Raw genomic sequence first — 14,599 nt, 5'->3', positions numbered from 1 at the left:
CCTTTATGTCCCCCTATGCATTTTTCAGCGCTTCAGAACCGCCGACGATATCCATCAACTCTGTGGTGATACCGGCCTGGCGGGCCTTATTATATGCCAACGTAAGACTTTCAGCCAGATCGTCACAGTTCTTGGTGGCGTTATCCATTGCGGTCATGCGGGCCGCATGCTCACTGGCTGACGTGTCAAGAAGCCCTCGGTAGATCTGGACCTTGACATAGCGCGGCAAGAGTTCGGCCAGAAGGCCTTCTACAGATGGCTCGAAGATATACTCGCTCGAAGCACCTGCCGCTTCCTCGACCTCGTTCTGCTCGACCGGCAAGATCTGGTCGGCCACGCTTTCCTGTTTCACGATATTGACGAATTTGCCATAGATCACATGCACTTCGTCAAAGGCACCGGAAACGTATTTGTCAATGGCCTGCATCCCGATGGAGTTGGCCAGCTGGAAATCGAAATTGTTCATGGCGTCCACATGGGCCTCAACAATTTCGAAGGAAGTCTTCTTGATAAAGTCTCTGCCTTTTTTACCTACGCAGATAAATTGGACCGTCTTGCCCTCGCCGGATTTTTTCTGAGCCAGTTGCAGGGCTGCATTGCACAAGGAGGCGTTAAAGCTCCCGCACAACCCCTTTTCCGACGTGACAAGAATGATGCCGACCGTTGTCCTCTCTTCGCGTTGTTCCAAAAGAGGATGAACGCTCGCATCAGCCCGGGAGGCAAGATCGGTGAGAATCTCCTGATATTTATCGGCATAGGGACGGAACCGCTCGATGCGCTGCTGCGCACCGCGCAATTTGGCAGACGAAACCATATTCATGGCCTTGGTGATCTGCTTGGTCTTCTTGACCCCGCTGATCTTTGTCTGGATGTCCCTGAGTGATGCCATTTACTTCTCCTTGTCTCTCTAGGCTTTAAAGGTCTTCTTGAACTCTTCGATGGCAGCCACGAGCTTTTCTTCGGTTTCCTTGCCCAATTCCTGAGTATCCTTGATTTCCTTGAGCAGGTCAGCCTTCTGGGTGTTCATGAATTCCTGCATGGCAGCCTCGAATTTCTGAACATCTTCCACGGGGATCTCGTCCAGAAAACCCTTGGTGCCTGCGTACAGGGTAACCACCTGGTTTTCCACCGGCATGGGCTTGTACTGGGGCTGCTTGAGCAGTTCCACCAGACGTTCACCACGGGTCAATTTCAGCTTGGTGGATTTGTCCAGGTCAGAGCCGAACTGGGCAAACGCGGCCAGTTCACGATACTGGGCAAGGTCCAGACGAAGGGTACCGGAAACCTTTTTCATGGCCTTGATCTGGGCGGCACCACCCACTCGGGAAACAGACAGACCAACGTTGATGGCCGGACGAACACCAGCGTTGAACAGGTTGGGCTCCAGGTAAACCTGACCATCGGTGATGGAGATAACGTTGGTCGGGATGTAGGCGGAAACGTCACCAGCCTGGGTTTCAATGATGGGCAGGGCGGTCATGGAACCGGCACCCAGGGAATCGTTGACCTTGGCGGCACGTTCCAAAAGCCGGGAATGGAGATAGAAAACATCGCCGGGGAAAGCCTCACGTCCCGGAGGACGACGGAGCAACAGAGACATCTGGCGGTAGGCCACAGCCTGCTTGGAAAGGTCATCGTATACGATCAGGGCGTGCTTGCCGTTGTCGCGGTAGTATTCGGCCATGGTACAGCCGGAATAGGCAGCAATGTACTGCAGGGAAGCAGGCTCGGAAGCGGTGGCGGAAATAACGGTGGTGTATTCCATGGCACCGTACTTTTCCAGGGTGTCAACAACCTGGGCCACCGTGGACTTCTTCTGACCGATGGCAACATAGAAGCAGTGAACGTCAGTGTTCTTCTGGGCGATGATGGCGTCGATACCAACGGCGGTCTTACCGACCTGACGGTCGCCGATGATCAGCTCACGCTGACCGCGGCCAATGGGGGTCATGGCGTCAATGGCCTTGAGACCGGTGTACATGGGTTCGTGTACCGACTTACGGGCGATGATACCGGGAGCCTTGATCTCGATGAGACGGGTTTCCTTGGCCTCGATGGGGCCCTTGCCGTCAATGGGCTGACCAAGGGCGTCAACCACGCGACCCTGAACGGCTTCACCAACGGGCACCTGGACGATGCGGCCGGTACGCTTGACAGCGTCGCCTTCCTTGATTCCCTTGTCCTCACCGAGAAGAGCAACACCAACGCTATCTTCTTCGAGGTTGAGGACCATACCCATGACGCCGCCGGGAAATTCCAAAAGCTCCATGGCCATGGCGTTTTCAACACCATAGACGCGGGCGATTCCATCACCTACGGACAGGACAACGCCTGTCTCGCTCATCTCAACCTTTTTATCGTAATCCTTGATCTGGCCTTCGATGATTTGGCTGATTTCTTCTGCTCTGATTTGCATAGCCTCTACTTACCCCTCTTTATATTTTCTTTCAAAATGTCTAGCTGGGCCCTTATGCTGGCATCCAGGACCTTGTCCCCGACCTTGAGTTTCAGGCCTCCCAAAATGTCGGGATCGACCCCGTATTCCAAGACAATTTTCTGACCAGACTGCGCTTCGAGCTGCTCTTTGATCTTTTTCTTCAAGGGTTCGTTCAACTCGATGGCCGTGACAAGATCGCCGCGAACAATGCCCTGCACTTCATCCAGAAGAATACTGAAGTAGGCCTGAATATCGGGCAGACAATCCAAGCGATTCTTGTCGGCCAGCAAAAAGCAAAAATTCTTGACCAGCTTGCAGGACTTGGTCTTGGCCACTACCTTTGAAACGACGCCTTTTTTCTCTGCAACCGTAAAGACAGGATTACGAAACAACTTCATGAGTTCCGGAGCGCTTTCCAGCACCTCCGTGAGCTGCAAAAGATCGCTGCCATACTTCTTCAGCTCGGCCTCACCGTGTTCCTGACCAATGGCAAAGAGTGCTCGGGCGTACCTTCGTGCAACTATGTTCCCTGTCAATTTAGCACCACCTTGGTTAGATACTCATTGATCAGACCTTCATGGTCCTTTTTCTTCAGCTGCTTCTGCACCATGATTTCTGCGGCTTCGACGATCTTTTCTGCCATTTCGGCCTTGATGGACTCGACAGCCAGCTTGGCTTCCTGTTCAGCAGCGACCTTTGCCTGTGCCTTGATCTGTTTCGCGGATGCATGGGCCTGATCGATAATGGCCTTTTTGAGCGCGTTGCCCTGCGCTTCGGCATCTGCGAGGATCCGGGCCTTTTCAGCCTCGAGGTTGGCAATACTCGCTTCCACATCGCTCAACTTTTTGGCGGCCTCATCCTTGCGGGCGTCCATATCCTTAAGATCGGTCTCGATCTGATATTTCCGTCCCGAAAAGAATTCGCCCACCCGCTTGCCTGCGATCTTGTACAGAATCCAGGCCAGGATCACGAAATTGATGAACCTGTATAGCAAGTTGAGCCACTTGGAAGAGTCTCCCCCACCGTGCTCTGCTGCCACAACCGCTCCCGCAGAAACGAGCACCAGAAGGAAAGCCATCCCCACCATCTTCAGCGTTCTCAATGCTCCGCCCTCCTTTTTCTTGGTTTAGGCTTTACTTAGAATTTTGCCGGTAGCCGCCTTGGCGTACTCATCGACTTTGCCTTTGAGGGTAGCCAGGGCCGCTTCGGTCTCGGAAGCGATCTCTTGTCGCGCAGTGCCGAGAAAGGAAGCAGCTTCCTTGGATGCACTTTCGACAATGGTTTGTTCTTCCCCATACCCTTCTTTCTGTCTGCTCACGCGAACGGCTTGCGCCTCGCCACGTGCAGCTGCCAATGCCTCTTCGTAGTTCTTGAGCTTCTGCTCGGCCTCGGCATTGAAGCCCTCGACTTCAGCCAACCTATTGGCCAGATGCTCTGCCCGCCGCTTCAAAATACCCCGGATGGGCCGGTAGAGAATCAGGTTCAACACCATCAGCGTGATCAGGAAGTTCACGAACTGAATAAAAAACGTTACATTGAGTTCAATCATGCAGCCCCCTCTGACTATGTGAATTTTTGTTCAATGTCAGCGCGCCTACTAGCCAATTTCCCATTTTCTGTCAAAGGCTTTTTCAAATTGTTTGACCTTGAAATCGCCTTTCAACCCTTGTCATTCCTGCAAGTTCTCATTTTCACGTGTTCGCTATGCTGATTATTCCCTCCCGGGCAGGATCCCGGGAATCCTGCCCCTCCAAGGCCTCGGACATGTTCCCTCCCTCTTCATCAAAATTCACTTTTCCACACAACTCGGCCCCTTCTTCAACCACACAGGCCGGCGCATGCAGGATGCCGTGAAAATGCGACTGCTTGTTCAAGACAGCTTTTTTGCTTGCCGTGACCTGGCCATGAACGGTGCCGTTGAGAATCAACTGCCCCACATGAAATATGCCCTCGAGACGGGCATCCTTGCCAACCACCAACGTCCCCTCGGATGAAATCTCTCCACGAAAGTCCCCGTCAATGCGCACTGCTCCCTGAAAGGACAGTTTGCCCTCATAGCTGGTGCCCACCCCCAAAAACGCATTTATCTGATCTCGCGCCATGTTGTATCTTCCTCATAACCTTAACGTGTCGACCCGGCCCATGCCTGCCGAATCAAAAAAATCCCGCTTCCCGTCGGGGCGAGCTTGTGCACCAACCGTCACTGCTTGAACACGTACCGACGCATGGAAACATTGAGCACCAGACCGATGAGACAGAAATTGACCACCGAGGCGCTCCCCCCGTAACTGATGAAGGGCAATGGTATTCCCACAACCGGCATAAGCCCCAACACCATCCCCATATTGATGAGAATCTGCAGAAAAAAATAGAAAAACACCCCAGTGCACAAAAGGGCCCCGAAACGATCCTTGGCCTCTTGGGAACTGAGCACAATCTGGTACAAAAACACGCAAAACAGGATCAAAAGCACCAGGGCCCCGGCAAAACCCCATTCTTCCCCGAACACGGCAAAGGCAAAATCCGTATGTTTTTCCGGCAGAAAACTGAGCTGGCTCTGGGTACCTTCGAGAAACCCCTTGCCCCAGAAACGACCCGAGCCAATGGCTATCTGAGACTGGATGATATGGTATCCCGCACCAAGGGGATCCCTGCCGGGATTGAGAAAGGTCAAAATACGCTGTTTCTGGTAATCATGCAGAAAAAACCATCCAAAAGGCAGCAGCAACGGTCCGAGGATCAACAACACTTTGAGAATCTTGGCTTCAATCCCTTTGTAAAAGACCATCCCGCCCAGAAGAAGAAGCACGGTCAGGGCTGACCCGAGATCCGGCTGCGAGGCAATGAGGGCAGCCGGCAACAGTCCCACAAACATGACCTGAATCAGCAACAGCCAATCGAGTTTGCCGGGAATTTTGGCCAGACACTTGGCCCCAAGCACCAACACGCAAATCTTGGCCAGCTCGCTGGGCTGCAGATTGAACAGGCCCAGACTGATCCACCTTTTTGCGCCATAGATGGTCTTTCCAAAAGCCGGCACAGCCAAGAGCAGCAGAATCATAATGAAAAACATGGGCCAGGCAAGGAACTTGAGGTGCCGGTAGTCGAAAAGCATGGTTACGAACATGGCCAGGGCACCGACCCCGCCCCATACCAGCTGCTTTTGATAGTACGAATCCAGGGCCATGCCGCTTTCGGTACGCAACACACTGGCCGAATAGAGATTAAGAACGCCAAGGGCCAACAACACCACAGTCGTTCCCAGAAACACCCAGTTGATATGAAAGATCAATCGTCGGTCAAACATGCCGTTTTGCCCGCAAAAAGATATTCATACACGGTCCTGACCACAGGACCGGCATCAGAACCACCGTGGCCACCGTGTTCCACCAGAGCAACCACGACGTACTTTTTGCTCCTGCACATGCCGAAGCTTGCCATCCATGCGTGGTCCCGCATTTGATAGGGGATCTCATGGGTCTCCTTTTTCTCGTATTTTTCCTGCAGATTGACCACCTGAGCGGTTCCCGTCTTCCCGCCGATCCGACACCCCTTCATCTTCAGACGCCGGGCTGTACCATGGGGATCTTCAACCGTTGCGATCATGGCATCCAGGATGCGCTGCCTTGTCATATCCCCGAAGGGAAGCTGTCCATTGGACAGCACGGGTTCTTCCTTGAGCAGATTGGGGCGCACAAGACGTCCGCCATTGACAAGGGCGCTCAGATACACCGCAACCTGCAGCGGAGTGACCAGGACTGACCCCTGTCCAATGGACACATTGAGGGTTTCCCCCTTTTGCCAGGAACGCCCATATCGCTTCCATTTCCAGGCCCTGTCAGGAATCAACCCGTTTTTTTCATGGGGCAGGGAGATGCCGGTGGCCTTGCCGAACCCGCATCGTTTGGCAAAAGCGCTGATCTGTTCGATGCCCAGGGATTCTCCCAGCTGGTAAAAATATACATCACAGGATTCGACCAGGGCCCGTTTCATGTCGACGAAACCGTGTCCCTGACGTTTCCAGCATCTGAATACCCGGTTGCCTAGGCGGTAGCTGCCCGGGCAAAAAACCCTGTCCTCAGGGCGAACCGCATGCTGCTGTAGCCCGCATGCCGCCATGACAAGCTTGAACACCGAGCCTGGAGGATAGGTGCTCTGGATGGATCTGTTCTGCAGGGGATGCCTGGGGTTGGAAAGCAGAGCCTTCCATGCACTGACGCCGATACCGCCCACAAACGCATTGTTGTCGTAGGAAGGCTCACTCACCAGAGCAAGGACCTTGCCGGTTTCGGCTTCAAGCACAACAACAGCGCCGGCGTGGGGCTTCAAGGCCTCGGTGACCACGTTTTGCAGGGCCAGATCAATACTCAAAAGAACATCCTGACCGGCAACAGGAGGAGCCAACTCCTTTTGGGCAAGGATTCTGCCTGCCGCGTCCACTTCACATTCCTTAAGCCCCTTCTTGCCACGCAAGACATTCTCCAGGACAAATTCCAGACCGAGCTTGCCGATATTGTCGCCCAGAGCCAACTGCGGATCAGCATTGAGTTCTTCTTCATTGGCCTGGGCAACATAGCCGAGGACATGCGTCATTCCCGGTCCCTGAGGATAATATCGTTTGGGACGAACGACAATATTCAGGCCCGGCCAGTCAATGGCATGGGACTCGATTGTTGCCACCTGATCAAAGGAAATATGGGGAACCAGGATCTGATTATCAAAAGGCTTGACCCGTTTTTTCCCCCTTTCGTAATCCTTGCGCAATTGTTCCAGGGGAATGCGGGTCCATGCGGCAACCTGCCTGAGGGTTGCATCGATGTCGGGGCAATCTTCCCTGACCAGACTCAGGGCATAAGAAGGCTGATTCTCTGCCAGCAAAACACCATGTGTGTCGCGAATCAGCCCCCGGGGCGCATACAGACTGTACCTGCGAATTCTGTTGTCCCGGGACTTGCGATCAAAGTATTCCCCCTTGTACACCTGCAAATACCAAAGACGCAGCCCAAAAAGACAGAACAGAAAAATGACCAGGACATACAAAAGGGTCGTATTTCCCGGCATTCCCTGTAAATGATCGCTCTCAACCCTGGGCATAAGGCACCACCCTGCAGTACAATGGATAGATGCATGCCCAGGTCAGGACATAAGCAAAAAATTGCACGGCCAGGAGAGGAAACGGCGTCAGGGAAATAGAAAGATCCTGCAAGGTACCCAACCCCCACACAACCATTTCCCGCCACAAAACGGTAATGCCAGCAAGAACCATAACGAAAACGGGATTTTCCGGTTCCAGCAACCATCTCCCTGCAAAGAACAACGCGATAAGCCCCACGTCGAAAAGCAACACCGAGCCGAAGGACAAGGAACCCGCCCCCTCCTGCATGATCCCCCAGATACAGGCGGACCAGAGCGCGCTTTTCCACCGACCGGCCTGGAGGAAGACAATCAGCCCCGGGCTGAAAAAATCAATGCCGCCAAACCATTCCTGGGCCCAAATGGCCAGCACGGTATACATGGACCACCACAACCAAACACTCACGTGCCACCCACTTGCTGTCGGCTCACATCCATGTTGTCGATCCGGTCATCTATTCGCGTTGCATTGGCTTCGGGGACGAGCAGAAGAACCTCCTCCTGACGTTGTGCCCGCACAAGAGGCTGCGCGAGAATATCTTGAAAAAGCGAAATGGAGGAACGGGTCACCTGGCTGACACGCGCAACAGGAAGACCTTTGGGGAATATCCCCCCCAGGCCCGAAGTGACCAGGATCTCGCCTTCAGACAAAACGTCGTTCAAAGGGACATATTTCACCAGAAGAGGCTGGCCCTCACCCTGACCTTCAACAAGGGCCGGGATCCTGCTTGTTGCGCCCATGACCGGAATATGACTGTTGGGATCAACAAGAAGAAGAACCGTGGAAAAATGCAGCCCCGGACGATGCACCCGACCGATGACCCCCTGCGGAGAGATGACCGGAGTATCAAAACGCAGTCCCGCACGCTTCCCCTTGTCAATAACGAGAGACTGCAAGACTGCATTGCCGCCGATACGATGGCCAACAACCCTGGCCCCGATCCTCTTCCATCCAGAAGGGGGATCGAACCCGAGGAGGTTTTCGAGCCGATCAACCCGGAATTCCTTTTCGCGCAGATCATGGAGGGTCATGCGCAGATCATCCATCTCCTGGCGTAACCGTTCGTTTTCCTGCCGCACGCCCACCAGATAGACATACCGTTCCCAGAAACGAACCACTTCCCGATGCACCGACTTGCCTGGCACAAGCACTGCACCTACAGCCTCAAGACCAGTAGATGTAACAAATCTGTCCAGAACGCCGGTCTTGGCATTCCAGGTATAAATGGTGATGTAGGTGGCGAGGCAGGCCAACGCCACAAAGACTGCCTTACGAGGGCTGAAGGAAAGAGATTTAATCGATGGTTACCTCTTTGAGAACATCCATATTGTCCAGTACCTTGCCCGAACCCAGGACCACGGTTGAAAGGGGATCATCCACCACAATGATCGGCAACGAAGTCTCTTCACGCAGCAACTGGTCCAAGCCCTTAAGCAATCCCCCGCCGCCCGTGAGCACAATGCCCCGGTCAACGATGTCCGCAGCCAATTCCGGTGGCGTTTGTTCCAGGGCAATACGCACCGCCTGAACAATGCCGTCCACCTGTTCGGCTATTGCCTTGCGGATCTCCTTGGAGGTTATGGTGATGTTCTGGGGTATTCCGGAGACCAGATCCCGTCCCTTGACGTCCATTTCCCTTTCATCCTCCGAGGGAAATGCCGAGCCAATGGTCTTCTTGATCTCTTCAGAGGTACTTTCCCCAATGAGCATGTTATACTTGCGCTTGACATGCTGCATGATCGCCTCATCCATCTTGTCCCCGCCGACCCGAACAGACCGACTGTAAACAATACCTGCCAGGGAGATGACCGCGACCTCTGTGGTGCCGCCGCCAATATCCACGACCATGTTGGACGTGGGTTCGGTAATGGGAAGCTCCGCCCCGATGGCAGCGGCCATGGGCTCTTCAATAAGATAGACCTCTCGAGCTCCGGCACTTTCAGCCGACTCCTTGACCGCACGCTTTTCCACCTGGGTGATGCCCGTAGGCACACAGATGACAATGCGGGGACGCACCAATCGCCTGCTATTGTGGACCTTGGAGATGAAGTGCCGCAGCATGGCTTCGGTAACCTCAAAATCCGCAATGACTCCATCCTTCATGGGCCTGATAGCAACGATATTCCCTGGTGTGCGTCCAAGCATGCGCTTGGCCTCGGCACCAGCAGCAAGGACTTTGTTATTCCCCCGGGCATCACGCTTCACGGCAACCACTGACGGCTCACGAAGAACAATCCCCTTTCCCTTGACGTACACACACGTATTGGCGGTACCAAGATCAATAGCCAGATCGTTGGAAAATCTGCCAATGATTGCATCAAAAATCCTGGACATAAAACCTCACTTCCCTGCATAAGCACTTCGTTGAGGATCATTTCCGAGATGGCTGATCCCACGAGGCGGGCCTGCGCGCAAGGTGTCACGCCGGTCCGAGCCGATTGGCTGCATAAAAAACATGTGTCACCTACCAAAAGAGACCGGGTCAGGCAACACGATAGAACCTGAGCTTGCGATCAAGACCGACACGCTTTGACCACCTGCCAAGGACCACGTATCCATGCGAACATTTTCCCGATATTTTACCCTGTCCACCTATTTTCACAACCGACACGGAAAACGAATTCAGAAAATCCCCCTGGACGCAGGGTTTTCATGTCCCAACCGGGACGGCACCCTTTCGTCCAGGGGATGCTTGTTTTGTAATCCGCTGGGTTCGGGAACAGGACAGAGCATTGCCAACATTCCCCTGGCGGATCAATATGCCCATTGGCGCACCCGATTCCAGCAAAAATACAAGGCACACGCGTTCCTGGCCTATCTGCAATCCTTCTCCAATACCTATGGACCGCTGACCAAACTGACCAGAGTGCTCGACGCCCTGCACGACCTGCCGGAACTTGAGGGGATCTGCCTCGGCACCCGACCGGATTGTCTGGACCAACCCAAACTTGCGGCCCTGGCCGCCTTTCCGGGAACAGAAAACTGGCTCGATCTCGGTCTGCAGTCATCCAACAACCAGACCCTGGAACGCATCAACCGGGGCCATGACGCCCAATGTTTTGCCCGGGCCGCCCGCATGGCCGGATCCATGGGGCTCAAGATCTGTGCGCATGTCATTGCCGGTCTGCCAGGAGAAAACATGGACGATTTCCTGGCAACCATCGGATTCGTCAACCAACTCCCGGTCAGAGGCATCAAAATCCACAACCTCTATGTGTGCAAGGGTTCCGGTCTGGTCCGCTGGTGGCAACGGGGGGACTACCGTCCCCTTGACATGGATGAGTACACCCAATGGGTGGTTCAGGGATTGATTCGTCTCAGACCGGACATTGTTATCCACAGGATCAATGGCGATCCCCAACCTGGCGAGCTGGTGGCCCCCAACTGGGCCCTGTCCAAATCACAAATCATACAGAAAATTGTCCGACATCTTGAAGACCGTGATCTCTGGCAGGGCAAGCTTTCCGGCAAGGCGAATGACCGTCCCTACTGGTTCGACCGCAATGGCGGGATTCCCGACGGCATAGATTGACAGGCCTTTGTGCTCCCGCCTCCATCTCCCTCCCGGGCAGTAAACAGCCATCTCAGAAACGTCTTTTCAGACAGACAGCCGACCAGACGCACCAGTCCAAATACGAAAATCAGGGAAAAGAGCACCCGGCCCACCAGGATGCCGGACAGACCGCCGCCCAGGGACATCATGAGCAGAGTGTCCTCGATCAGGCTGTGGGAAAGTCCCATGAGGGAGAGGGCAAAAAAGATATCCCGCTGGCCCACGCGTTTTTTCTTGACCTCGTGCAGGATGAGTCCCCCGCCGTACCCGATGCCCATGACCATGCCCACGATGGTCAGGGGCGCAGCTTCCTTGCCAATGCCCAATACCCGCAGCAAGGGACCGAGCAGTCCAATGAGCAGCCTGGTAATGCCCATGGCCGACAGCAGGCGCATGAGCACGAGAAGGCCCAGAATGATCACGAAAATCCAGGCCAGGTTCCGGATCTGGCCAATCCCCCAGGAAACAAGATCCTGCGCGCCCGGATCCACCCCAATGAGCAGGACGCTTTCCTGGGAAAGCCATCCTCCCCACGCATAAACATGATGCAGAATCATGCCCAGCACAAAGGCTGAACCCACACGCATGAGAGCCTGAAACCACCATTTGGGACCGGATTTGCGAACAATCTCCAACTCAACAGGCAGGGAATGCGCCACCAGAATCATGGTGGCCAGGACCGTAGTCTGGGCAGCACTCAGACTTTCCTGGGGCGCCAGGGAAGCGTAGACAATGATCCCGCTGTAGATGTTGTTGATCATGGCCGTGGCCCAGACCAATCCCATGCTCCCGGGAAGGCCCACATACCCCATGATGCCGGACAGGGGATCGGCCAGCAGGCCAATGACGCCCCACTCCTGCAGCACCTTCACCACCACGATGATGGGGATCATGATCCGGAACAGATCACGGGTCACGCTCAAGGCCTCAACAAGCAGGGACTTGAGGGAAGCCATACTTGATGCGATCACGCCCGTCCCCGGTTCAGAAAATTTGTTTGAGAAGATTTTCATCGGCCCCGGAATCCAGCATGGAGGGTCCGGATGTTTCCCCCGGCAAGGGGGCCGCATCCGTTTGGGTTGGTTCGGTTCCCTGCTTGAATGGCAGGAAAATGCTGTTGGAACTTCCAGGACGGGCCAGCTTGCCCGTTTTGGGATCAATCCGTGCCATGACGATCCCGGGAGGCTGCGCAAAATCCTGAACCGGATAGTTGTCCTCAACAGCCTTGCGGTATTCCACCCAGATGGGCGAAGCCGCCCTGGAGCCGGTTTCGTATTTGCCCATGGGCTTGACCTGATCAAAGCCCACATACACACCCGTAAGCAGATAGGGGGTAAATCCCATGAACCAGGCGTCCTGCTCGTTGTTCGAAGTTCCTGTTTTTCCGGCCACGGGGCGTTTCAATACCCGGGCACGCCATCCGGTCCCGTATTTGACCACCTGCTGCAGTAGATTGGTGATGATGTAAGCGGTCTGCGGACTCATGGCCTGGGACGGAACCACCTCGGGCGCATACAATTCCTTGCCCCAGGCATCGTCCACCCTGGTTATCAACCGGGGTTGGACAGTGGTTCCGCCACGGGCAAAGCAGGTAAATGCCGTGCACAATTCCATGGGGGTCACGGGTCGGGAGCCCAGGCTGACGGAAAGATCTTCAGGAAAATCGCCTTCAAGGCCAAGGTCGTGGGCCCGCTTGATGATCTTCTTGATCCCCAGCTGCTGGGCAATGCGAATGGTGACCAGGTTCCTCGATTTGACCAGGGCAGTTCTCAGCAGGGTCGGCCCATAGAACACACCCTCGAAATTTTCGGGCTTCCACGTGGAATTGGTGGAATGGTCATCATACACAATGGGCGCGTCCAAAACCACCGAAGCCGGGGTAAACCCGTTATCCAGGGCAGTAGAATAAACAATGGGCTTGAACCCTGACCCCGGCTGCCGCGAGGCCTGGGTCGCCCGATTATACTGACTCTTGAAAAAATCGTACCCCCCCACAAGGGCCAGGACGTCTCCGGTATGGGGGTCCAGGGAAACCAACGCTCCCTGCACCCTGGGTTCCTGTTCCAGGGCCAGCTGCCACACGCCCTTGTCTTTGGGCGGGGTTGCAATAGAGGCCCAGACAACATCTCCGGGGTGGAGCACCTTGCGGGCATCCCTGATTCTGGGAACATCCTCGGGGGCCTTGGTCACATCGGGAACCCTGGCCCATCCCATGGTCCCCACACCAATAAAGCCTTCATGCTCTCCAAACAGAACCCGGGCACCGCTCTTGTCCACCGATTCCACCAGCACCTGCAACCATTCCCCGGGCACCAGGGCATCAACCACAAACGTGGCGTTACCAAAAAAATCCTTGTATTCCGAAGGCTTCAGATTCTTGATGGGACCCTGCCATCCCCTGCGCTTGGTGGATGCGCGCAGGCCGTTTCGCAGGGCGGTTTCCGCCGGCAATTGGTGCGCAAAATCCATACCCGTGTGTACGTTCAATCCGCCATTGTAGACCACGTCCTCTCCGAACCTGTCCAGCAGACGCCGGCGCACCTCTTCCAGGTAATACGCCCCCTGCTGCCAGGAAGGATCGGCCATGCTCTTGAAAACGAGCTTGGTCTCCATGGCCTCCTGAAAGGCCTGCTCGCTGATCCATCCAAGATCCCGCAGCCGGTTGAGCACATAATGCTGCCGCTTGATGGCCTTGGCAGGATGATTGAGGGGCGAATATCTGGAAGGGGCCTTGGGAAGCCCGGCCAAAAGCGCTGCCTGGGCCAGGGTCAGATCCGAGGCATGGGTGGCAAAATACTCCCGGGCGGCAGCCTCAACGCCGTAGGCACCCGATCCCATGTAAATCTGATTCAAATAGATGGTCAGGATCTCGTCCTTGGTCAGGTATTTTTCCAGACGATAGGCCAGGATGGCCTCCTTGACCTTGCGGGCATAGCTTCGTTCCGGAGTCAACAGCAGGGACTTGATGACCTGCTGGGTGATGGTGCTTCCACCCTGAACAATCCCTCCGGCCAACACGTTCTTCACCGCAGCCCTGAAAATCCCGGGAATATCCACCCCCTCGTGCTCGTAAAACCCGCTGTCCTCGGCTGCCAGAAACGCCTTGCCCACAAAGGGGGACATCTCGCTCAAGGGAACCAGAAAACGCTTTTCCTTGTAAAAATAGCCAAGGACATTGTCGTTTCGGGTAAAAACAGTCGTCACCAGGGGGGGATTGTAATCCGTAATCGTTGTAAACCCGGGGAGATCCCTGACGGCCCAGAAATAGATTCCCGTCCCGGCCGACACCCCGATCAAAACGAGTAACAGACAGACAAACCCTACAATCTTGAATACTCTCATGCCATATTCCTTCATGCCACCATCATGGCCGTGAACGCACAATTCATGTGCGGATCAAAGGGCTGCGCGCAGCAGCCCGCATGCTCGTGAATCAGCTTCATCATTGCCGGACCGGCCAAAAGCCGGAAGGCAG

General features: G+C 54.9%; 14 protein-coding genes. 1 reads left to right on the top strand and 13 read right to left on the bottom strand.

Annotated elements, in window-relative coordinates; genetic code table 11:
• Window positions 1-13: 13 nt before the first annotated feature.
• From DPF_RS07075 to DPF_RS07025, 11 genes are all read right to left on the bottom strand, one after another.
• Window positions 14-889: a F0F1 ATP synthase subunit gamma gene (locus DPF_RS07075; RefSeq protein ID WP_069858411.1), complete on the bottom strand. Its 876-nt coding sequence runs from the start codon at window positions 887-889 to the stop codon at window positions 14-16.
• Window positions 890-907: 18 nt separating this feature from the next.
• Window positions 908-2,416, bottom strand: coding sequence for a F0F1 ATP synthase subunit alpha (gene atpA / locus DPF_RS07070; protein ID WP_069858409.1), 1,509 nt, complete (start codon window positions 2,414-2,416; stop codon window positions 908-910).
• Between the two features lie 5 nt (window positions 2,417-2,421).
• Window positions 2,422-2,973 (bottom strand): ATP synthase F1 subunit delta, encoded by a 552-nt coding sequence (gene atpH, locus DPF_RS07065; protein WP_069858407.1) that lies wholly within the window; start codon window positions 2,971-2,973, stop codon window positions 2,422-2,424.
• Window positions 2,970-3,515, bottom strand: a complete 546-nt coding sequence (locus DPF_RS07060) for a F0F1 ATP synthase subunit B (RefSeq protein WP_231702147.1) — start codon at window positions 3,513-3,515, stop codon at window positions 2,970-2,972. Before DPF_RS07060 ends, atpH begins: the two co-directional genes overlap by 4 nt.
• A gap of 48 nt (window positions 3,516-3,563) precedes the next feature.
• Entirely contained in the window at window positions 3,564-3,986 is a 423-nt protein-coding gene (locus DPF_RS07055; RefSeq protein WP_069858403.1) for a F0F1 ATP synthase subunit B, read from the bottom strand.
• A 142-nt stretch (window positions 3,987-4,128) separates the two neighbouring features.
• On the bottom strand, window positions 4,129-4,539 hold the full coding sequence (locus DPF_RS07050; protein ID WP_069858401.1) for a bactofilin family protein: 411 nt from the start codon (window positions 4,537-4,539) through the stop codon (window positions 4,129-4,131).
• Between the two features lie 98 nt (window positions 4,540-4,637).
• Window positions 4,638-5,744 (bottom strand): rod shape-determining protein RodA, encoded by a 1,107-nt coding sequence (gene rodA, locus DPF_RS07045; protein WP_069858812.1) that lies wholly within the window; start codon window positions 5,742-5,744, stop codon window positions 4,638-4,640.
• Window positions 5,726-7,531 (bottom strand): penicillin-binding protein 2, encoded by a 1,806-nt coding sequence (gene mrdA / locus DPF_RS07040; protein WP_069858399.1) that lies wholly within the window; start codon window positions 7,529-7,531, stop codon window positions 5,726-5,728. Before mrdA ends, rodA begins: the two co-directional genes overlap by 19 nt.
• Window positions 7,518-7,976 (bottom strand): hypothetical protein, encoded by a 459-nt coding sequence (locus DPF_RS07035; protein WP_141721081.1) that lies wholly within the window; start codon window positions 7,974-7,976, stop codon window positions 7,518-7,520. Before DPF_RS07035 ends, mrdA begins: the two co-directional genes overlap by 14 nt.
• Window positions 7,973-8,830 carry a rod shape-determining protein MreC gene (mreC, locus tag DPF_RS07030; RefSeq protein ID WP_069858396.1) on the bottom strand — a complete coding sequence of 286 codons (858 nt, stop codon included), beginning with the start codon at window positions 8,828-8,830 and terminating at the stop codon, window positions 7,973-7,975. Before mreC ends, DPF_RS07035 begins: the two co-directional genes overlap by 4 nt.
• 34 nt (window positions 8,831-8,864) lie before the next feature.
• Entirely contained in the window at window positions 8,865-9,905 is a 1,041-nt protein-coding gene (locus DPF_RS07025; RefSeq protein WP_069858394.1) for a rod shape-determining protein, read from the bottom strand.
• A gap of 223 nt (window positions 9,906-10,128) precedes the next feature.
• On the opposite strand from DPF_RS07025, the gene mnmL reads away from it, so the two are divergent.
• Window positions 10,129-11,103, top strand: coding sequence for a tRNA modification radical SAM protein MnmL/YtqA (mnmL, locus tag DPF_RS07020; protein WP_069858392.1), 975 nt, complete (start codon window positions 10,129-10,131; stop codon window positions 11,101-11,103).
• On the opposite strand, the gene DPF_RS07015 is transcribed toward mnmL, so the two are convergent.
• Both DPF_RS07015 and DPF_RS07010 read right to left on the bottom strand, forming a co-directional pair.
• Window positions 11,058-12,095 carry a hypothetical protein gene (locus DPF_RS07015; RefSeq protein WP_176724196.1) on the bottom strand — a complete coding sequence of 346 codons (1,038 nt, stop codon included), beginning with the start codon at window positions 12,093-12,095 and terminating at the stop codon, window positions 11,058-11,060. The two genes, mnmL and DPF_RS07015, sit on opposite strands and share 46 nt — an antisense overlap.
• 13 nt (window positions 12,096-12,108) lie before the next feature.
• Window positions 12,109-14,466: a penicillin-binding protein 1A gene (locus tag DPF_RS07010; RefSeq protein ID WP_069858388.1), complete on the bottom strand. Its 2,358-nt coding sequence runs from the start codon at window positions 14,464-14,466 to the stop codon at window positions 12,109-12,111.
• Window positions 14,467-14,599: the final 133 nt, after the last annotated feature.

Origin of the sequence: Desulfoplanes formicivorans, from assembly GCF_001748225.1 — a bacterium.
Lineage (GTDB): Bacteria > Desulfobacterota > Desulfovibrionia > Desulfovibrionales > Desulfomicrobiaceae > Desulfoplanes > Desulfoplanes formicivorans.
This window is presented reverse-complemented; position numbering and strand designations above follow the sequence as displayed.